Raw genomic sequence first — 20,444 nt, forward strand, 5'->3', positions numbered from 1 at the left:
ATATGACGCGAAGCGTCACAACACGCCCGAAGTGCATGGTGTTTCGAGGGAGAGCCGCCCATGACCGTTGCCGTGACCGTCGACTACCTCCAACGGAGCCTCGCGCTCGCCGAGTCCGCGCTCGACGACGCCATCCAGGCCTCACCGGGCCTGGAACCCCGCCTCAACTCCCGGCGCGCCACTCTGGAGAAGGCCGCGAGAGAGCTGGGCGAGGGGAACATGGTCGGGCCGCGCTTCCACATCGCCAACGCCGCACTGCACCTCGTGTCCGAGTTCTACGCCAGGGCGGACGCCGTCAGGGCGCGCACCCTGCTGGAACTGGCCCTGCGCTTATACGAGTCGAGCAACCGTGACGGCCGCTTCGACCAGTCGATCGAGTCGTGCCGCAGCTACCTCACGCAGCTGCCGCCGGCCCCGGCCCCGCCCCAGCCCCTGATGCAGGTCCCGCAGCAGGCCCAGGCGCCGGCCCAGGCCCCGCCTCCGGTCCAGGCCGCGGGCCCGGCTCCGGTCCACACTCCCGCCGCCGCGCCCATCCAGCCGGAGCCCCAGCCGCAGCTTCAACCCCAGCCTCAGCTTCAGCCCCAGCCTGAGCCGCAGCCCCAGCCGCAGCTTCAGCCCCAGCCCGTGGTGCAGGCGCCCCCGCCTCCCGCCACCCCCCAGCCGCTGGACGACACCCCCACCGCCGGCGACGCCGAGCGGGAGCCGGTGGACGTCCCGCAGAGCTGGGAGCAGCTGCTCGCGAGCTGGAAGGAGGGCGAGCGCGGCAAGACCACCGCCCAGGAGCTGATCGACGGCGTCGCCGCCCACATCGCCGACCTCCTCACCCGGCACGCCCCGGCCTCGGCCGAGCTGCTGTGGCCGCTGATCGAGGCCGACCTGAACGCGCTCGCCGCGGACCTCGTCGACGTGCGGGTCCCCAGCGAGGACACCAAGGCGCTGCACGACCGGGCCAAGGACGCCCGGCGGATGAGCGTGCGCGAGACGATCACGTACGCGAAGTACGGCAAGATCGCGTCGGCCGAGGCGCTGCGCATGCACTGGCTGACGTGCGCGCTCTGGAACCACGCGGTGGAGCGCGACTGGCACTCCAACACGTACCAGACCGTCGCCGACATCCTGGGCTACCTCCAGGTCGTCCAGATCATGCACCGCTACAAGAGCGACGAGCGGGAACTGCTGCTGGCCGTCACGGAGGCGTCCGCGCTGATCGCGCTCGGCGGCCTCCAGGACACCGAGCTGAACCGCGTGCGCCACGTGTACACCTGGCTCCGCCACTCGATCGGCATCCGGCTGCTGGTCGGCGGGCCGGACCCGACGGACCCGGAGAACAGCACGTTCGACCCGCGGATCCAGGACCCGAACTTCAGCAACCGCCACCTCCACCCCGAGCACTGGGCGACCCGCCTCCTCAACTGGTGGATCGACGAGGAGGAGCACTGGAACAGCGTCGCGTTCACGCTGCTGATCCTGTCCGGCTGGAAGGCCGACCAGCTGGAGCGCATGCTCGACGCGCTGTACCAGACGACGCCCAGCGAGCCGGGCGGCGGCAGGGGCCCGCGGGACGCGCGCGGGTTCTGGCGCGAGAAGGCCATGGGCATGCTCGCCGCCATCCGCAGCGTCCGCGTCGCCCGCAACCCGTGGGAGCCGGGCGCCACGGAGGCGTCCAGCTCGCTGTCCATGCGGGACCAGGACGAGTCGGTGCAGGTGCCGAACCGGCTCCTGCAGGGCATCGCCGCCGAACTGGCGCCCCGCTCGCACGGCACGATGGTGCAGGGCGCGCTGTTCGCGGGCCGGCCGGTGCCGACGTTCCTGGCGCTCGACAACTTCGGGCCCGTCGGCGTCCTGAAGATCGACGAGGCGGCGAAGGTCCAGCGGGAGAAGGAGAACTTCGACCGGTTCGGCGAGGTCCTGCGCCCGGTGTACCGGGCGAGCAAGTGCGTCGTCGGCACCACGGGCATCACCAACAGCAGCAACGGCCGCCGCTACCAGGGCATCCTCACCTCGTACGTCTTCCGGGACCGCGACGAGCCGAAGACGCTGCGCGGCTGGCTCCGCCGGGCCGACACGGACGCGCTGCGGCCCGTGATCAAGGAGCTGTTCCTCGACGCGCTCGGCCCCTGGCTGAGCGACGCGCGCCGCACGATCGGCGACCTGCGGGGCGAGTACGCGGCGCTGCGCCCGGCGAGCTTCGAGCGGACGAGCTACGCCCCCGGCAAGAACGCCGAATCGGAGCTGGCCCACTTCGGCCAGCCCGAGGTGGCCAAGGTCTTCGGCGCCGCCCTGACCCCCGACGACCGCCACCTGGACGCCGTCCTGGCACGGTGCGGCGGGCTGCGCGAGAGCATCCTGTCGACGGAGTTCGACTACGCCTCCGCGACGAACCCGCTGTGGCTCGTCGCGCACATCGCGGAGATCCGCAAGCCCGACGAGGAGGCGGCCCCGCTGATCGACTGGCTGCTGTACGACCGCCAGTACGGCCTGACGACCACGTCGTACCTCACCTGCGTCTCGCACGGCGACCTGCACGGCGAGAACGTCCTGGCCAGCGGCCCCGACGGCCGGCGGCCCGAGCTGTACGTGATCGACTTCGAGACGACCCACCAGGGCCACATGTGCAAGGACTTCGCCCGCCTGGAGTCCGCCCTGTGGTCCCGCACGTTCCCGTGGGAGCCGGAACAGCTCCTCCAGCTCCGCTCCTGGTTCGTCGACGCCCTGGCCGGCGAGGCCATGTGGGAGGCGGAGATCCCGGAGGACACCGACCCGGACGTCCGCCGCGTCCTGACCTGCGTCACGGAACTGCGCGGCATCCTGCGCGGCTGCGAGCAGCGGAACTGGCCCTTCGGCGACCTCGAATACCAGTGGGCCCTCCTGGCCTCCCTCCTCCCCTTCGCCCGCTACCGCGACCACGACTCCCCGAGCAACCGCCACCTCCCGTTCCTCCTGGCCGCCGACATCGCCAACGCGATCGTCACCCGGGCAGCCGGCCAGAAGTGACGCACGTCTCCCTGCCCGCCGGCACCCGGCGGGCAGGGAGACCCCGTGCGGAACCCGCAGAAACGCCAGAGGGCCGACCCGCTGCTGCGGACCGGCCCTCTGGACTGGCGGAGGATACGAGATTCGAACTCGTGAGGGGTTGCCCCCAACACGCTTTCCAAGCGTGCGCCCTAGGCCTCTAGGCGAATCCTCCGCCGGAAACATTACATGACGGCGAGCAGTGCTCGCGAACTCGTTCCGGGCCCGCGGGATCGGGTACCCTTGGCGGAGCCCCTCACGTGGCGCTATCTGACTGAACTCCCCCAGGGCCGGAAGGCAGCAAGGGTAGGTCGGCTCTGGCGGGTGCGTGGGGGGCGCTTGCGTTTGCGGGGCGGTCCGCTTGTCAGTGCGGCCCGATATCGTCGTAAGCGTGTCGTCGCTTGCGCTGTACCGCCGCTATCGTCCCGAGTCCTTCGCCGAGGTCATCGGGCAGGAGCATGTCACCGACCCGCTGCAGCAGGCCCTGCGGAACAACCGGGTCAATCACGCGTACCTGTTCAGCGGGCCGCGTGGGTGCGGCAAGACGACCAGCGCGCGCATCCTCGCCCGGTGCCTGAACTGTGAGCAAGGTCCCACGCCCACCCCCTGCGGGGAGTGCCAGTCCTGCCGCGACCTCGCGCGGAACGGGCCGGGCTCGATCGACGTCATCGAGATCGACGCGGCGTCCCACGGTGGTGTCGACGACGCCCGTGACCTGCGGGAAAAGGCCTTCTTCGGCCCCGCGAGCAGCCGGTACAAGATCTACATCATCGACGAGGCGCACATGGTCACCTCGGCGGGGTTCAACGCCCTGCTGAAGGTGGTCGAGGAGCCGCCGGAGCACCTCAAGTTCATCTTCGCGACGACCGAGCCCGAGAAGGTCATCGGGACCATCCGGTCGCGCACCCACCACTACCCGTTCCGGCTCGTGCCGCCCGGGACCCTGCGCGACTACCTCGCCGAGGTCTGCGGCAAGGAGGACATCCCCGTGGAGGACGGGGTGCTTCCGCTCGTCGTGCGCGCCGGTGCCGGGTCCGTGCGTGACTCCATGTCCGTCATGGACCAGCTGCTCGCCGGCGCCGGTCCGGACGGTGTGACGTACGCCATGGCCACGTCCCTGCTCGGGTACACCGACGGGTCGCTGCTCGACGCGGTCGTCGAGGCGTTCGCGACCGGGGACGGCGCGGCGGCCTTCGAGGTCGTCGACCGGGTCATCGAGGGCGGCAACGACCCCCGGCGGTTCGTCGCCGACCTGCTGGAGCGGCTGCGGGACCTGGTGATCCTCGCCGCCGTGCCCGACGCCGCCGAGAAGGGCCTCATCGACGGGCCCGCCGATGTGATCGAGCGCATGCAGGCGCAGGCGTCGACCTTCGGCGCCGCCGAGCTGAGCCGCGCCGCCGACCTGGTGAACACCGGCCTCACCGAGATGCGCGGCGCCACCTCGCCCCGCCTCCAGCTGGAGCTGATCTGCGCGCGCGTGCTGCTGCCCGCCGCCTTCGACGACGAGCGTTCGCTCCAGGCCCGCCTCGAGCGGCTGGAGCGCGGCGCCCACTTCCAGGCCGCCGGTCCCGGGCCCGCCATGGGGTACGTGCCCGGGCCCGAGGCCCATGCGCCCATGCCTGCGGTCCCGCCGGGCGGCGGGGTGGCGGCAGCGCGCGCGGCGGTACGGGGGCCGGGGGCCGGTGCACCGGCGGGGGCTGGAGCTGCTGCTGAGGCTCCTCCCGTGGCTCCTGCTCCTCCCGTGGCTCCTGTTGCTCCCGCCGCTCCGGTGGCTGCCGAGCCGGCCGCTGCCGAGGCTTCTGTGCCGCCTCCTGCCCCCGCGGCTCCCGCGCCCGCCGCTCCTGCCCCCGCGGCTCCCGCGCCGGGCGGGCCCGGCGCCCGTACGCCCGGCGCGTGGCCCACCGCCGCCGCGCCCGGCGCCCGCCAGCCCGGCAGCTGGCCGACCGCCGCCGCGCCCGGGCAGGGGCGCCCGCCCGCGCCCGCCGCCCCACAGCCGCAGGCACCGGGCCCGGCCGCCCCGCAGCCGGCCGCCCCGCAGGCGCCCGCCCCCTCCGCCGACATGGCGCAGGGCGCCGCGCAGGTGCGGAACATGTGGCCCGGCATCCTCGAAGCGGTCAAGAACCGGCGCCGCTTCACCTGGATCCTGCTCAGTCAGAACGCCCAGGTGGCCGGCTTCGACGGCACCACCCTCCAGCTCGGCTTCCTCAACGCCGGGGCCCGGGACAACTTCGCGAGCAGCGGCAGCGAGGACGTCCTCAAGCAGGCGCTCTCCGAGCAGTTCGGGGTGCAGTGGAAGATCGAGGCGATCATCGACCCGTCGGGCGGCGCCGCACCCCCGTCGAACTACGGAGGGGGCGGCGGCTACGGCGGCCGACCCGGCCAGCCCGGCGGCGCGCCCGCCCCCCAGGCGGCCGGCCCCCGTCCCGTACCGCAGCACGCGCCGGGACCGGGCGGCGCGCCTCAGGGGCAGCAGCCGCCGTCCGGCCAGGCCCAGGCGTCCTCCGGCCCGGCGGCCGGTTACGAGGCACAGCGTCCCGCGGGCCCCCAGCCCGTGGCGCCCGAGGACGACGTACCGGAAGAGGACGACCCGGACCTCGTCGAGTCGGCGCTCTCCGGCCACGACCTGATCGTGCGGGAGCTCGGCGCCACCGTGCTGGAGGAATATACGAACGAGTAGCCGGCACCCCCTCGGCGGCCCGCACAAAGATCCCCCCGGGCAGCGGGCTACCCTGGCTGGCGTGAAGGTCCTCGTCATCGGCGGCGGCGCCCGCGAACACGCCCTGTGCCGCTCTCTCTCCCTCGACCCCGACGTCACCGCTGTCCACTGCGCGCCCGGCAACGCCGGCATCGCAGAGGTCGCCGAGCTGCACCAGGTCGACGCCCTCGACGGTGCCGCCGTGGCCCGCCTCGCCGCCGACCTGGAGGCCGGCCTCGTCGTCGTCGGCCCCGAGGCGCCGCTCGTCGCCGGTGTCGCCGACGCGGTCCGTGCGGCCGGTATCCCCTGCTTCGGCCCCTCCGAGGAGGCGGCGCAGCTCGAGGGCTCCAAGGCGTTCGCCAAGGACGTGATGGCCGCCGCCGGCGTGCCCACCGCCCGCAGCTACGTCTGCACCACCCCGGAGGAGATCGACGAGGCCCTCGACGCCTTCGGCGCCCCGTACGTCGTCAAGGACGACGGTCTCGCCGCCGGCAAGGGCGTCGTCGTGACGACCGACCTGGAGCAGGCCCGCGCCCACGCCCTGTCCTGCGAGCGCGTGGTGATCGAGGAGTACCTGGACGGCCCCGAGGTCTCCCTCTTCGCGATCACCGACGGCACCACCGTCCTGCCGCTCACCCCGGCGCAGGACTTCAAGCGCGCCCTCGACGACGACGAGGGCCCCAACACCGGTGGCATGGGCGCCTACTCGCCGCTGCCCTGGGCCGACCCGAAGCTGGTCGACGAGGTCCTGGCGACCGTCCTCCAGCCGACCGTCGACGAACTGCGCCGCCGCGGCACGCCCTTCTCCGGCCTGCTGTACGCGGGGCTGGCGATCACCAGCCGCGGCGTCCGCGTCATCGAGTTCAACGCCCGCTTCGGCGACCCCGAGACGCAGGTGGTCCTCGCCCGCCTCAAGACGCCGCTGGCGGGCGTCCTGCTGCACGCCGCCAACGGCACCCTGGACTCCGAGCCGCCGCTCACCTGGCGCGACGACGCCGCCGTCACCGTGGTGATCGCCTCGCACAACTACCCGGGCACCCCGCGCACCGGCGACCCGATCACGGGCCTGGACCAGGTGGCGGAGCACGACGCCCCCCACGCGTACGTCCTGCACGCCGGTACGAAGCGGGACGGCGACGCCGTCGTGAGCGCCGGTGGACGCGTCCTGTCCGTCACCGCGACCGGCAAGGACCTGGCGCAGGCCCGCGAGCGGGCGTACGCGGCGGCCGGGCGCATCCGCCTGGAGGGCTCCCACCACCGCACGGACATCGCCCGGAAGGCCGCCGGGCAGTAAACCCCGGCCCCCGCACAACCGTCCTCACCCATACCCAAAGCCATTCCATCGAGTGACGGCTCACCCATCCGGATGACGCCTGCCGACGCCCCAACTAGGGTGCCGCGCAGGCGTTCCGGCACTTGGCCCACCGGCATTGCGATGTCAGTGGTGGATGTCACAGTGGGGGAGTGAGCAAAACCGCCGCAGGGCAGCGGCCCGCCACCGGGCCGCCCGCCCCTGGGACGCCCGTCGCAGGCAGCCCGCCACAGGGCTGGAGGGGGTGACGTACGGCTGTGTTCGGTCCCGGGTCCGACAGGAACGCCATGGACGCCATGGGTGCCATGGGCGAGGAGCGGGGTGCGCGCGCCGCGCGTGCCCGTGCTCTCGCCGTGCTGCGCGTCCGCGGCAGGGCGCTGGCCGTCGCGCTGCTTCCCGCCGCCGTCGCCGTCGTCCTGCTCGCCGGCGGGACCTCGGGTCATCTGACGGGCACCGGATGGGACGTCGCACGGCGGGTCGCCGTGGTGGTCGCGCTGGTCGTCCTGGCGGCCGCGGCGGTGGTCGGCGTGGTGATCGCGCGGGCGCGGCCGGTGTTCACGCCGACGGTGGAGATCGCCGAGGCGTCGGCGCCCGACCTGTACCGGATGGTGCGGGACCTGGCGGCGCGGCTCGCGGTGCCGGAGCCGTCCGCGATAGCGCTGACGCCCGACTGCGACAGCTGGCTCGAGGAACGGACGCACCGCCCGGCCCCGCGCACGGCCGCGGGAGACGACGCGGGCATACGAAGCGGCGGCATACCGGCGGACGGCTCACGGCCGGACACCAGGGGACCGGCGGCCGTGCCCGGAACGCCGACGGCGTATGGCCTCCCCGCCGGCAGCCGCCCGGGCCCGCAGGACGAGCCGGCCGCCCACGGACCGACGGCGTCCGTCACGGGAGACGCGGGCGCCTCCTTCGGCACAGGCCGCACAGGCGGCACAGGCCCTGCGGGCAGCACAGGCCGTACAGGCGGTGCGGGGCTCCCCGCGCGCTCCGCCCGCCCCGGCGGCTCCCGTCGGCAGGCGGCGGGCGGACCGGGTCCCCGGCGCTCCGAGGCTGCGCCGGTGCTGGTCATCGGCTCGCCGTTCCTGTGGTGGATGCGCGTCGGCGAGCTGCGGGCCGTACTGGCGCCGGTCGTCGCCGGCACGGGCCCGGCGGCCCACCCCGACATAGCCGCCGCCCGCCGCTTCGTACGCGGCCTGGACGCCGCGGTGACGCTGGTCGAGCAGCCGGGCCTCGGGGCCGTCCGGCGCCTGGGGGCGCGGGGCGTGGCCGCGGTCGCCCGGGTGCTGCTGCGGGCGTCGCGCGGGCACGCCGCGGAGATGGAGCGCGGTGTCGCGGCGGCCGCGTCGGAGCGCGCCCAGGCCGTGGACTACGGCCTGCGGATCGTCGCCCAGGAACAGGTCGGCCTCGCCTACGCGGGCTGGGACCGGCTGCTGACGCGCGTGGCCCTGCCCGCATGGCGAATGGGCCGCTGGCCCTCCCGCCTCGACGCGGGAGTGGTCTCGGCGCTCACGGAGCTGTCCCGGCGCGACCGGCTCGCCGAGGGCTTCGCGTCACGGCTGGGCGAGCGCCCTGCGTGCGACCTGCTGGAGGAGCCGGGGCTCGTCGACGAGGCCACCTCGTTGCTCGCCGCCCGCCTCTTCCACGGCGGCCCCGCCGAGAGCGGCCCGGACTGGGCGCCGGTCGACTGGCAGCAGTATCCGGAGGAGGTCGTCGACCGGAAGTGGCGTTCCGAGGCGGCCCGGCTGCACCGGGCGCTGGACCGGCTGGGCGTGCGGCGTGGTGCCGAGGCCGCCGACGCGGATGTGCCCGAAGGGCCGACGCTCGCCCGGGTCATGGACCATCTGGCGACCTCACGGGGTGGAGAGACGCTGGCGGCCGCGATCAGCGCCGAGGTCGCCCGCGAGGAGGCCGCCGCCCACCGCCGCGCCGCCGCCGCACCCCGCCCGGACTCGGCGGAGGGCGCCGCCCCTCCCCGCCCGGACGTGGCGGAGGGTGCCGCCGCTCCCCGCTCCGACGCGGCAGAGGGCGCCGCTGCCGACATGTCTCCGGCACCCGAAGCGCCGCCGGAGGCGCCGGCCCCCGCCACCGCCCCCGACGCCCACCACCCCGTGCCGGGGACGACCGCGGCCGGGCACAGCCCCGCCGACCTCTCCGCCCTGCACGTCTGGGGCGGCGGCGACCTGCCGCTGTTCCCGCTCCAGCCGCCCCGCACGGGCCGCGAGCTGCTGGCCGACCACGTCACCGCCATGGTCTGCTGCGCCGCCGTGGACACCGCGGGCGCGGCACCCGGGCTCGACTGGCTGGACGGCCCGACCCTGCTCGTCGACGACGAAGGCACCGGCCGCAAGGGCCGCGCCGACGTGGCCTCCGGTGTGCTCGCGCTCATCGAGGACGCCGACCCGGAGCCGCTGCGCGCCTGGCTGGCCGCCGCCGGAGTGCGCCCCGAGAAGCCCGTCCGCCTCGTGTGAGGGCGCACGCGGACACACCCTTACCGGAATGCCTCCTTCCGTTCACGTCAATTCGCGACGACCGGTGACGGAGTGCGTGCGTTATGTGATGTGCTGTGGACCGGCACTGAACGAGCCGCGCGACGAACCGGCCCGAAGCGCCGGGTCCGCGAGGCGGCGGGGCCGTTCACGACCGGTCAGGTCCATCAGGCATCGGGGGAGTTGAGGGAGGGGCGCAGCATGGGGGCGGAGCAGGTTCGGCGGTGGGAGTCCGGGGCGCTCGCCCATGCCGTCAACGATCCGTTCGGCCAGGGCCCGCTGCCCTGGCTGCGCGGCACCGAGCAGTACATGGACGGCACGGGCAGGCTCCTGCCGTGGTACGTCGACCAGCCGTCGGCCCTGGCCGCGCGGACGACCGCCACACCGCCGCCCGCGGAGGCTTCCACGCCCTCCGGCACCCGCCGGAGCAGCGGTCCCCGCCCGGCCGACGACGTGCACCTGCAGATCAAGGGCTTCGCGTCGACCGGGGCCGTGGCGCCCGGCGAGGCGATCGACTTCCGCATCACCGTGAACCCGCCGCAGCAGTTCTCGGTCGACGTCTACCGGATCGGCCACTACGGCGGCGACGGTGCCGCCAAGATCACCACGAGCCCACGGCTGGCCGGCATCGTCCAGCCGCCCCCGCTGACCGCCGACCGCACGGTGTCCTGCCATCACTGGTGGATGTCGTGGCGGCTGCAGATCCCCTCGTACTGGTCGATAGGGGCGTACGTCGCCGTCCTCACCACCCTCGACGGCTACCGCTCCCACATCCCCTTCACGGTCCGCGACACCCACCCGGCCGACCTCCTGCTGGTGCTGCCGGACGTCACGTGGCAGGCGTACAACCTCTACCCGGAGGACGGCCGGACGGGCGCGAGCCTGTACCACGCGTGGGACGAGCGGGGCGGGCTCCTCGGCGAGGAGGACGCGGCGGTCACGCTGTCCTTCGACCGCCCGTACGCCGGGCAGGGCCTGCCGCTGCACATCGGGCACGCCTACGACTTCATCCGCTGGGCCGAGCGGTACGGCTACGACCTGGCGTACGCCGACGCCGGTGACCTGCACGCGGGCCGCGTCGACCCCGCCCGCTACCGGGGCCTGGTCTTTCCGGGGCACGACGAGTACTGGTCGGCGCCCTTGCGGCGCGCCGTCGAGGAGGCCCGCGACGGCGGCACGTCGCTGGTCTTCCTGTCCGCCAACACCATGTACTGGCAGGTGGAGCTGTCCCCCTCGCCCTCCGGCGTCCCCGACCGCCTCCTCACCTGCCGCAAGCGCCAGGGCCCCGGCAAGTCGGCACTGTGGCGCGAGGCGGACCGCCCCGAACAGCAGCTGCTGGGTATCCAGTACGCGGGCCGCGTCCCCGAACCGCACCCGCTGGTCGTACGGAACGCGGGCCACTGGCTCTGGGAGGCCACCGGCGCCGGCGAGGGCGACGAGCTGCCCGGTCTGGTCGCGGGCGAGGCCGACCGCTACTTCCCGCGCACGGCCCTGCCCGAGCACCAGCGCCGCATCCTGCTCGCCCACTCGCCGTACCGGGACGCCGACGGCGCACCGCGCCACCAGGAGACCTCGCTCTACCGGGCCCCGTCCGGCGCGCTGGTCTTCGCGTCCGGCACGTTCGCCTGGACACCGGCCCTCGACCGGCCGGGTCATGTGGACCCGCGCGTCCAGCGCGCCACGGCGAACCTCCTGGACCGCATCTGCAAACGCGACTAGAACGGCTCCGGCGGATCGAACGGCTCCGGCAGACCCCTGGCCACGGCCCCGTCCCCACCGTGCGGGAGAATTGGTCCCGATTGGACAGAACCACGGGGAGGAACCGTGTCCGGATTCGTAGAAAAGCCCGAGCCGATTCAGGTGCCGGGCCTGGTGCATCTGCACACCGGCAAGGTGCGCGACCTGTACCGGAACGAGGCGGGCGACCTCGTGATGGTCGCCAGCGACCGCATGTCCGCGTACGACTGGGTGCTGCCCACGGAGATCCCCGACAAGGGGCGGGTGCTCACCCAGCTCTCCCTGTGGTGGTTCGACCGGCTCGCGGACCTCATCCCGAACCATGTGCTCACCACCGAGCTGCCCGCCGGCGCCCCCGCCGACTGGGCCGGCCGGACGCTGGTGTGCAAGTCCCTGCAGATGATCCCCGTCGAGTGCGTGGCCCGCGGCTACCTCACCGGCTCGGGGCTCGCCGAGTACAACGAGACCCGCACGGTCTGCGGCCTCGCCCTCCCCGAAGGCCTCACCGACGGCTCGGAGCTCCCGGCCCCGATCTTCACGCCCGCCACCAAGGCGGCCGTCGGCGAGCACGACGAGAACGTGTCGTACGAGGAGGTGGCCCGCCAGGTCGGCGCCGAGACCGCCGCGCAGCTGCGCCAGACGACGCTGGCCGTCTACAGCCGGGCCCGGGACATCGCCCGCGACCGGGGCATCATCCTCGCGGACACCAAATTCGAGTTCGGCTTCGACGCGGACGGCGGTCTGGTCATCGCGGACGAGGTGCTGACGCCGGACTCCTCCCGCTTCTGGCCGGCCGACCAGTGGGAGCCGGGCCACGCCCAGCCGTCCTACGACAAGCAGTTCGTCCGGGACTGGCTGACGTCCCCGGCGTCCGGCTGGGACCGGAAGAGCGAGCAGCCGCCGCCGGCGCTGCCGCAGGACGTGGTCGACGCGACCCGCGCCAAGTACATCGAGGCGTACGAGCGGCTGACCGGCACGAGCTGGCAGTGAACACGCCGAAGGCCCCGGTCGGATCGACCGGGGCCTTCGTGTACCGAGCGGACGACGAGATTCGAACTCGCGACCCTCACCTTGGCAAGGTGATGCTCTACCAACTGAGCCACGTCCGCATGCGCCGTAGCGCGAGAACCACTATACCCAACCTCGCTCCCGCGCGAGACGAACCGCGGCATGACGGTTCTCGGCGCCGAGTTTCGATGCGGCCGACGACAGGTAGTTCCGGACGGTCCCGGGCGACAGGGACGCCCTGCGGGCGATCTCCGTGACGGGCGCGCCGTCCGCCGCGAGCTCCAGCACCTCGGCCTCCCGGGCCGTCAGCGGGGAGTCGCCGGCGGAGATCGCGTCGGCCGCCAACTCCGGGTCCACGTAACGGCTTCCGGCGTGGACGGTACGGATGATCTCGGCGAGCCGCTGGGCGCTGACGGTCTTCGGGACGAAGCCCCGCACGCCGGCCGCGAGGGCCCGCTTGAGGTGCCCGGGGCGGCCGTGACTGGTCACGATCATGGTGCGGCAGTCGGGCAGCTCGGCCCGCAGGCATGTGGCGACCCTCACACCGTCGGCGCCCGGCATCTGGAGGTCCAGCACCGCGACGTCCGGGTGGTGGACGCGGGCCATGGCGATCGCCTCGGGCCCGGACGCCGCCTCGGCCACGACGACGAGGTCGTCCTCCAGCCCGAGCAGCGCGGCGAGCGCCCCCCGGATCAGATGCTCGTCGTCGGCGAGCAACACCCGCACCGGTACCCGCCCGGCTCCGGGGCGCTCGCCCCCGGGTCCCGCGCCGGATCCTCCGTACGCCATCACCGTGCTCCCTCCCGTACGGCCATCGGTACGCGCGCCGTGACGCGGAAGCGGCCGGCGTCCGCCGCGCCCGCGTCCAGCGTGCCGCCCAGTGCGGCGAGCCGTTCCCGCAGCCCGGCCAGGCCGGAGCCGGGGCCGGGATGCCCGCCGGCGGGCGTGGCGCGACCCCCGTGCGCGCCCGTCCCGTCGTTCTCCACGACCAGCACCGCCACCCCGTCCCGTACGGCCACCGACACGGTGCAGCGCCGGGCGTCGCCGTGGCGCAGGACGTTCGTGGTGGCCTCCCGGACGACCCAGCCGAGCGCCGACTGCACCCGCGCCGGCAGTTCGGCCCCCGCGACCTCGATCGCGCAGGAGATGCCCGCCGCGTCCAGCACGCCGCGGGCGCCGTCCAGTTCGGTACGGAGGTCGGCCTCGCGGTAGCCGCGCACCACGTCCCGCACCTCCCGCTGCGACTCCTGGGCGATGTGCTGCACCTCGGCCATCTGCTCCACGGCCCGGTCCGTCGAGCCCCGCCGTGCCAGCTGCACGGCCAGCTCGCTCTTGAGCGCGATGACGGACAGGTTGCGGCCCATCACGTCGTGCAGGTCCCGCCCGAACCGCAGCCGCTCCTCGGCGACGGCCAGCCGCGCCTGCAGCTCGCGCGCCGCGTCCAGCTCCCGTACGGCCCGCAGCAGCCAGCCCGAGAACCCGCTGGTGAACGCGAAGGCGAGCCCCCCGAAGAGCGCGGCGAACGCGAAGCCGATGCACGCGGGGAGCGGCAGCGTGAGCGCCGCGCCCGCCAGCCCGGTGACCACGGCCCCCGCGGCCGCGACCGCCAGCATGTGCCGCGCCTTCAGCAGGCACAGCACGACGCCGCCGACACCCCAGCTGATCGCTCCGACCACGGCGTACGCCGCCGCCTCCAGGTCGTCCAGCGGCCCGAACCGGTGGGCGGCCATGGCGAGCGCGGCGCACACGACGGACAGCGCGGCCACCACCGCGATCAGCCGGTCGGGGCGCCCCCGCTGCCCCATCAGCCAGTCGAACGCCCGTGACGCCAGCACCGCGACGAGCACGACGTGGGCGACGGCCGCCAGGAGCAGCCAGCCGCCCATGGGCCGGCCCGCCTGGGCCACCGCGCTCCCGGTGACGGACAGCTCGATCACCGCCAGTGAGTGGTACGTCCAGCGCGTGTAGAGCTCCACCTTCTCGAGGTTGCTCCTGCGGCTCCACCAGCCGGTCAGCCTGGCCATGTCCCCGTCATCCCCCGTAGATCCCCGTCATCCCCGGTCGTCCCCCGCCGCCCGTCGTCCCGTGGGGGCGCGTCGGGTGCGCGTCAGGTGCGCGGCTCCCAGCGGAACCACCGACGGGCCGCGAGCACCGACACCGCCGCCCAGCCCAGGGTGGTCAGCGCCGCCTTCAGCAGCTCGCCCCCGTCGCCCCCGCCCAGCCATCCTGCCCGTACGAGGGTCATCACACCGCTCAGGGGCAGCAGTTCGCACACCGAGGCCATGGTCTCGGGGAAGACCTCGACCGGGACGAACAGTCCGGAGCCGAGCGCCGACACCAGGAACAGCGGCATCGTGGTGAGCTGGGCGCTCTCCACCGTCCTCGTCGCACCGGACGTGACCACGGCGAGCCCGACGCACAGCGCGATCCCCGCGAGGAGGCCGCCGACGAGCAGTTCGGGCCGCTCCGGGGCCCGCACGCCGAGCAGCGTAACGGCCGCCGCCACCAGCAGCACGCACTGCACCAGGGCCAGGCAGGTCGCCGGCAGCGCGGTCCCGGCGAGGATCTCGCGGTCCGACGCCTCGCCCGTGCGCAGCCGCTTGAGGACCAGCTCCTCGCGCCGCCCCACGTAGGCGGAGACGAGGTTGAGGTAGACGACGAGGAGCAGCACCATCCCGACGCCGCCCGTCACGGCGGCCTCCGCGACGTTCATCCCGGTCCCGTCGAGGCCCACCCGGTCGGTGGCCGCCCGGATCGACCCGATCATGAGCGCGGGCATCAGCAGCGCCGTGAACAGCGCCATCCGGTTCCGTACGAGCAGCGTCAGCTCGGCCCGGCCGAGCGCGGCGAGCCGCGTGGTCGCCGTCATGTCACACCCCCACCGTCTCGGTCGTGGCGACAGCCCGCCCGGAGCGGGCGATGTCGAGGAAGGCCTCTTCCAGCGAGGCCGACCGGGCGTCGAGCCCGTCCAGCCGTACGCCCTGGTCGTCGGCCCACCGCAGCAGCTCGGCGAGCGCGTCCTGGAGTTCGTGCGTACGGATCTCGACCTGCCGCCCCAGATGCCGGGCGGCCCGCAGCGTGAGCGGCAGCCGCTCCGCGCCGACGCCCTCGGGAAGCCGGAAGCGGATGCGGGAGGGCCGGGACGCGGTGACCTCCGCCGGAGTGCCCGCCGTGACGATCCGCCCCTCGTGCATGATCGCCAGCCGGTCGGCGAGCGCCTCCGCCTCCTCCAGGTAGTGCGTGGTGAGGAGGACGGTCGTGCCGCCGTCGCGCAGCGCCCGGACGAGTTCCCAGGTGTCCCGGCGGCCCTCGGCGTCCAGGCCGGTGGTCGGCTCGTCGAGGAACAGCACCTCGGGCCGTCCCAGTACGGCGAGTGCCAGGTCGAGCCGCCGCCGCTCGCCACCGGACAGCTGCTTGACCCGGACCGTGGCGCGGGCCGCGAGGCCCACCATGTCCAGCGCCTCGCCGGTGGGCCGGGCGCCGCTGGTGCAGCCGGCCCACATCCGTACGGTCTCGGCGACGGTCAGGTCGGACGGGAAGCCGCCCTCCTGGAGCATCACGCCGATACGGGGCCGCACGGCGGCCCGCTCCCGGTAAGGGTCGTGGCCGAGCACCCGTACGGTGCCTCCGCAGGCCGGGGCCAGGCCCTCCAGGACCTCCACGGTGGAGGTCTTGCCGGCGCCGTTGGTGCCGAGCAGGGCGAAGATCTCGCCGTGGGCCACCGAGAAGGTGAGGCCGGTCACGGCCTCGAAGCCGCCGGCATAGCTGCGGCGCAGCGCGTCCGCCTCGATCGCGTACACATTCATGGCTCCAGGCTCCCGGCGGGCCGGGGCGCGGAGCAGTGCGCGCTGTCACCGGCCCCGATGACAAATGTCATGGCACGGGACGGCGGGCGACAGTGGGCGAACGACGAAGGTCCCGGTCGACTGACCGGGACCTTCATTCTTGAGCGGACGACGAGATTCGAACTCGCGACCCTCACCTTGGCAAGGTGATGCTCTACCAACTGAGCCACGTCCGCATTGCTCCCGACCGGCTTTCACCGGGCGGTGCGAACACCACTGTACCTGATCCACCGGAGTGGTTGGTAAGCGATGCGGAGCGGGTGACAGGAATCGCACACTGCGCCTTCCCCCTGGAAGGGGGATGTTCTGCTACTGAACTACACCCGCACGCTCCGTGAGGTCCGGCCCTGCGGCCTCGCCCCTCGGCGTGATCCAGACTCTAGCCGATCAAGGGGGGTGCTGTGCAACTCGATGCCGGGGCGGTCCGGGCGCGGCCCCGGCTCATGTCTCAACTGGCCGCCTGGAACGCCTCGTAGATCCGCTTCGGGATCCGGCCGCGGGCCGGCACGTCCATCTTGTTGGACTGTGCCCAGGCGCGGACGGCCGCCGGGTCGGGGGCGACGGCGGTGTGCCGGTACGTCCTGCGGGACTTCTCGGGACCGGTCGACTGCTTTCGACCCGCCGCCATGTAGGGCGCGAGCGCCTTGCGCAGTTTCTCTGCATTGGCTTCATTGAGGTCGATCTCGTACCACTTACCGTCGATCCCGAACCTGACCGTTTCCGCCGCTTCTCCGCCGTCGATGTCGTCGAAGAGCGAGACCACTACGCGCTGCGCCACGGATATCGGTCCTTTCCTGCGGCCCGCCACTCGTGACGTGTGTTCCGTCACACGTTTGACGTGCGGCGACACCGGCTTTTCGGCTGTTGAGGGGCAATGCCGCTTTCCTCGCAATCCTTTGTACAGCGGATGGTGTCGCAGTGGGAAGACCTGTCAATTGGCTGCGCGTGTCCAGCGGCATTGGGCGGATTCATTTCGGGGATTTTCCGGCAGTGGATCTCCGGGTTCTCGGGTGGCGCGGCCCCCGTTCCGACCGGGCGTTTGTGGGATCCTCTGGAAATCTACTCGCGTAGATTTTGTAGGCAGGTACGCTGAGGGAACCGCCCACGCAACACACCACCGGGAGTGCCAGTGGCACGCGTCGTAGTCGACGTCATGCTCAAGCCGGAGATCCTCGACCCGCAGGGACAGGCGGTGCAGCGCGCACTGCCCCGTCTCGGCTTCGAGGGGATCGCGGACGTCCGTCAGGGAAAGCGCTTCGAACTGGATGTGGAGGGCCCGGTCGACGAGGCCGCCCTCGCCCGCATCCATGAGATGGCCGAAACCTTCCTCGCCAACACCGTCATCGAGGACTTCGTCGTCAAGGTGGAGGAGGCGTGACCACTCGTATCGGAGTCGTCACCTTCCCCGGGACGCTCGACGACCAGGACGCGCTCCGCGCGGCCCGGGTCGCGGGCGCCGAGCCGGTCTCGCTGTGGCACCGTGACAAGGACCTCAAGCAGGTCGACGCGGTCGTCCTCGCGGGCGGCTTCTCCTACGGCGACTACCTGCGCGCCGGCGCCATCTCCCGGTTCTCCCCGGTGATGGAGACGATCATCGAGCAGGCGAAGGCCGGCATGCCGGTCCTCGGTATCTGCAACGGCTTCCAGATCCTCACCGAGGCCCATCTGCTGCCGGGCGCGATGCTGCGCAACAACCACCTGCACTTCATCTGCCGCGACCAGAAGCTGCGGGTGGAGAACGCGAACACCGCCTGGACCCTCGACTACGAGCAGGGCCAGGAGATCTCCGTACCGCTGAAGAACATGGACGGCCGGTACGTCGCCGACGAGCGCACGCTCGACGAGCTGGAGGCCGAGGGCCGGGTCGCGTTCCGCTACCTCGACATGAACCCCAACGGCTCGCTGCGCGACATCGCGGGCATCACCAACGCCGCCGGCAATGTCGTCGGCCTGATGCCGCACCCGGAGCACGCCGTCGAGCCGCTCATCGGCACGGGCGGCACCGACGGCCTCGGATTCTTCACCTCGATCCTCAAGAAGCTGGTCAACGCATGACCCTCGACACCGTCAAGCACGCGGCCGAGACCCCCGACGTCGAGCAGCCGTGGGCCGAACTCGGCCTGAAGAAGGACGAGTACGAGCGCATCCGCGAGATCCTCGGCCGCCGCCCGACCGGCGCCGAGCTGGCGATGTACTCCGTGATGTGGTCCGAGCACTGCTCGTACAAGAGCAGCAAGGTCCACCTGAAGCAGTTCGGCGAGAAGGCCCCGGAGAACGACGCCCTCCTCGTCGGCATCGGCGAGAACGCCGGCGTCGTCGACGTCGGCCAGGGGTACGCGGTGACCTTCAAGGTCGAGTCGCACAACCACCCCTCGTACATCGAGCCCTACCAGGGCGCGGCCACCGGCGTCGGCGGCATCGTCCGCGACATCCTCGCCATGGGCGCCCGCCCGGTCGCCGTCGTCGACCCGCTCCGCTTCGGCGCGGCCGACCACCCCGACACCAAGCGGGTCCTCCCGGGCGTCGTCGCCGGCATCGGCGGCTACGGCAACTGCCTGGGCCTGCCCAACATCGGCGGCGAGGTCGTCTTCGACTCCTGCTACCAGGGCAACCCGCTGGTCAACGCCGGCTGCATCGGCGTGATGAAGCACGAGGACATCCACCTCGCCAAGGCGTCGGGCCCCGGCAACAAGGTCATCCTGTACGGCGCCCGCACCGGCGGCGACGGCATCGGCGGCGTCTCGGTCCTCGCGTCGGAGACCTTCGACGACACGAAGCCCACCAAGCGCCCCGCCGTCCAGGTCGGCGACCCCTTCCAGGAGAAGCTCCTCATCGAGTGCACCCTGGAGATCTTCGGCGAGAAGCTGGTCGCCGGCATCCAGGACCTCGGCGGCGCCGGCCTGTCCTGCGCGACCTCCGAGCTGGCCTCGGCCGGCACCGGCGGTATGCGCGTGGAGCTGGACACCGTGCCGCTGCGCGACGCGACCCTCTCGCCCGAGGAGATCCTCATGAGCGAGTCGCAGGAGCGCATGTGCGCGATCGTCGAGCCGCAGCACGTCGACCGCTTCATGGAGATCTGCGAGAAGTGGGACGTCATCGCCACCGTCATCGGTGAGGTGACGGACGGCGACCGGCTGGAGATCTTCTGGCACGGCGAGCAGATCGTGGACGTGCCCCCGGGCACGGTCGCCCACGAGGGCCCGACGTACCACCGCCCGTACGCCCGCCCGGAGTGGCAGGACGCCCTCCAGGCCGACGACGCGAACAAGCTGGCCCGGCCGTCCTCCGGAGAGGAACTGCGCGAGCAGGTCCTCAAGCTCGTCTCGTCGCCGAACCAGGCCTCCAAGGCGTGGATCACCGACCAGTACGACCGGTTCGTGCAGGGCAACACGGTCCTGGCCCAGCCCGAGGACTCGGGCATGGTCCGGATCGACGAGGAGACCAACCTCGGCGTCGCCATCGCCACGGACGGCAACGGCCGGTACGCGAAGCTCGACCCGTACACGGGCGCGCAGCTCGCCCTGGCCGAGGCGTACCGCAACGTCGCCGCGTCCGGCGCCAAGCCGCTGGCCGTCTCCGACTGCCTCAACTTCGGCTCGCCGGAGGACACGGGCGTCATGTGGCAGTTCGCCGAGGCCACGCGCGGTCTCGCGGACGCCTGCCAGAAGCTGGGCACGCCGGTCACGGGCGGCAACGTCTCCCTCTATAACCAGACCGGTGACGTCGCCATCCACCCGACGCCCGTCGTGGCCGTCCTGGGCGTGATCGACGACGTGACCCGCCGTACGCCGATCGCGTTCGCGGAGGAGGGCCAGCTGCTCTACCTCCTCGGCGACACGAAGGAGGAGTTCGGCGGCTCGGCCTGGTCCGAGGTCGTCCACGACCACCTCGGCGGCCTGCCGCCGGCCGTGGACCTGGACCGGGAGAAGCTGCTCGGCGAGATCCTGATCTCGGCGTCCCGCGACGGCATGGTCGACGCGGCGCACGACCTGTCCGACGGCGGCCTGATCCAGGCGGTCACCGAGTCGTGCCTGCGCGGCGGCAAGGGCGCCCGGCTCGTCGTGCCGGACGGCCTCGACGCCTTCACGTTCCTGTTCAGCGAGTCGGCCGGCCGCGCGGTCGTGGCCGTCCCGCGCAGCGAGGAGCTCCGCTTCACCGACATGTGCGGCGCCCGCGGCCTGCCGGCCACGCGCATCGGTGTCGTCGACGGCGAAGAGATCGACGTGCAGGGCGAGTTCACCATCCCGCTGAGCGAGCTGCGCACGGCGTACGAGGCGACGATCCCGGCCCTGCTGGCCTGATCGCGACAGCCGAAGGTCGCCGGAAGACACCTGAAGGCACCC

The 20,444-nt window shown here is 73.0% G+C and carries 14 protein-coding genes, 4 tRNA genes and 1 other RNA gene; 10 read left to right on the forward strand and 9 right to left on the reverse strand.

The window, feature by feature from the left end; genetic code table 11:
• Positions 1-60 precede the first annotated feature (60 nt).
• Entirely contained in the window at positions 61-2,994 is a 2,934-nt protein-coding gene (locus ABEB09_RS17185) for a phosphotransferase (RefSeq protein ID WP_345690809.1), read from the forward strand.
• 105 nt (positions 2,995-3,099) lie between these two features.
• Here ABEB09_RS17185 and ABEB09_RS17190 read toward each other — a convergent pair.
• Positions 3,100-3,187, reverse strand: a tRNA-Ser gene (locus tag ABEB09_RS17190).
• A gap of 72 nt (positions 3,188-3,259) precedes the next feature.
• Between ABEB09_RS17190 and ffs the strand changes: the two genes are divergently transcribed.
• The 6 genes from ffs to ABEB09_RS17220 all read left to right on the forward strand — a co-directional run bounded on the left by ffs (position 3,260) and on the right by ABEB09_RS17220 (position 12,238).
• Positions 3,260-3,358, forward strand: an RNA gene (gene ffs / locus ABEB09_RS17195) — signal recognition particle sRNA small type.
• A gap of 45 nt (positions 3,359-3,403) precedes the next feature.
• Entirely contained in the window at positions 3,404-5,689 is a 2,286-nt protein-coding gene (locus tag ABEB09_RS17200; RefSeq protein ID WP_345690810.1) for a DNA polymerase III subunit gamma and tau, read from the forward strand.
• 61 nt (positions 5,690-5,750) lie between these two features.
• Positions 5,751-7,001: a phosphoribosylamine--glycine ligase gene (gene purD, locus ABEB09_RS17205; protein WP_345690811.1), complete on the forward strand. Its 1,251-nt coding sequence runs from the start codon at positions 5,751-5,753 to the stop codon at positions 6,999-7,001.
• A gap of 314 nt (positions 7,002-7,315) precedes the next feature.
• Positions 7,316-9,493, forward strand: coding sequence for a hypothetical protein (locus tag ABEB09_RS17210; RefSeq protein WP_345693967.1), 2,178 nt, complete (start codon positions 7,316-7,318; stop codon positions 9,491-9,493).
• Positions 9,494-9,712: 219 nt separating this feature from the next.
• The gene (locus ABEB09_RS17215; RefSeq protein ID WP_345690812.1) at positions 9,713-11,230 is read left to right on the forward strand and encodes a N,N-dimethylformamidase beta subunit family domain-containing protein; all 1,518 of its coding nucleotides are present in this window, start codon (positions 9,713-9,715) and stop codon (positions 11,228-11,230) included.
• A 105-nt stretch (positions 11,231-11,335) separates the two neighbouring features.
• On the forward strand, positions 11,336-12,238 hold the full coding sequence (locus tag ABEB09_RS17220; protein WP_345690813.1) for a phosphoribosylaminoimidazolesuccinocarboxamide synthase: 903 nt from the start codon (positions 11,336-11,338) through the stop codon (positions 12,236-12,238).
• 46 nt (positions 12,239-12,284) lie between these two features.
• Here the strand turns inward: ABEB09_RS17220 and ABEB09_RS17225 are convergent.
• From ABEB09_RS17225 to ABEB09_RS17260, 8 genes are all read right to left on the reverse strand, one after another.
• A tRNA-Gly gene (locus ABEB09_RS17225) sits at positions 12,285-12,357 on the reverse strand.
• A gap of 22 nt (positions 12,358-12,379) precedes the next feature.
• The gene (locus tag ABEB09_RS17230) at positions 12,380-13,045 is read right to left on the reverse strand and encodes a response regulator (RefSeq protein WP_345690814.1); all 666 of its coding nucleotides are present in this window, start codon (positions 13,043-13,045) and stop codon (positions 12,380-12,382) included.
• On the reverse strand, positions 13,045-14,280 hold the full coding sequence (locus ABEB09_RS17235) for a sensor histidine kinase (RefSeq protein ID WP_345690815.1): 1,236 nt from the start codon (positions 14,278-14,280) through the stop codon (positions 13,045-13,047). Before ABEB09_RS17235 ends, ABEB09_RS17230 begins: the two co-directional genes overlap by 1 nt.
• A gap of 83 nt (positions 14,281-14,363) precedes the next feature.
• A complete protein-coding gene (locus tag ABEB09_RS17240; protein ID WP_345690816.1) occupies positions 14,364-15,125 on the reverse strand; it encodes an ABC transporter permease in 762 nt (253 codons plus the stop codon).
• Position 15,126: 1 nt separating this feature from the next.
• The gene (locus ABEB09_RS17245; protein ID WP_345690817.1) at positions 15,127-16,062 is read right to left on the reverse strand and encodes an ABC transporter ATP-binding protein; all 936 of its coding nucleotides are present in this window, start codon (positions 16,060-16,062) and stop codon (positions 15,127-15,129) included.
• A gap of 142 nt (positions 16,063-16,204) precedes the next feature.
• A tRNA-Gly gene (locus tag ABEB09_RS17250) sits at positions 16,205-16,277 on the reverse strand.
• Between the two features lie 79 nt (positions 16,278-16,356).
• Positions 16,357-16,428: transfer RNA gene (locus ABEB09_RS17255), tRNA-Gly, on the reverse strand.
• A gap of 121 nt (positions 16,429-16,549) precedes the next feature.
• Complete coding sequence (locus ABEB09_RS17260; RefSeq protein WP_345690818.1) at positions 16,550-16,879, reverse strand: histone-like nucleoid-structuring protein Lsr2; 330 nt, start codon at positions 16,877-16,879, stop codon at positions 16,550-16,552.
• Positions 16,880-17,230: 351 nt separating this feature from the next.
• On the opposite strand from ABEB09_RS17260, the gene purS reads away from it, so the two are divergent.
• Genes purS through purL form a run of 3 tightly spaced genes read left to right on the forward strand, consistent with a single transcriptional unit; the run spans position 17,231 to position 20,402 of the window.
• Positions 17,231-17,479 (forward strand): phosphoribosylformylglycinamidine synthase subunit PurS, encoded by a 249-nt coding sequence (gene purS, locus ABEB09_RS17265; RefSeq protein ID WP_345690819.1) that lies wholly within the window; start codon positions 17,231-17,233, stop codon positions 17,477-17,479.
• Positions 17,476-18,156, forward strand: coding sequence for a phosphoribosylformylglycinamidine synthase subunit PurQ (purQ, locus tag ABEB09_RS17270; RefSeq protein WP_345690820.1), 681 nt, complete (start codon positions 17,476-17,478; stop codon positions 18,154-18,156). Before purS ends, purQ begins: the two co-directional genes overlap by 4 nt.
• Positions 18,153-20,402, forward strand: coding sequence for a phosphoribosylformylglycinamidine synthase subunit PurL (gene purL, locus ABEB09_RS17275; RefSeq protein ID WP_345690821.1), 2,250 nt, complete (start codon positions 18,153-18,155; stop codon positions 20,400-20,402). The genes purQ and purL overlap by 4 nt, the downstream gene beginning before the upstream one ends.
• Positions 20,403-20,444: the final 42 nt, after the last annotated feature.

Origin of the sequence: Streptomyces coeruleoprunus (assembly GCF_039542925.1) — a bacterium.
Lineage (GTDB): Bacteria > Actinomycetota > Actinomycetes > Streptomycetales > Streptomycetaceae > Streptomyces > Streptomyces coeruleoprunus.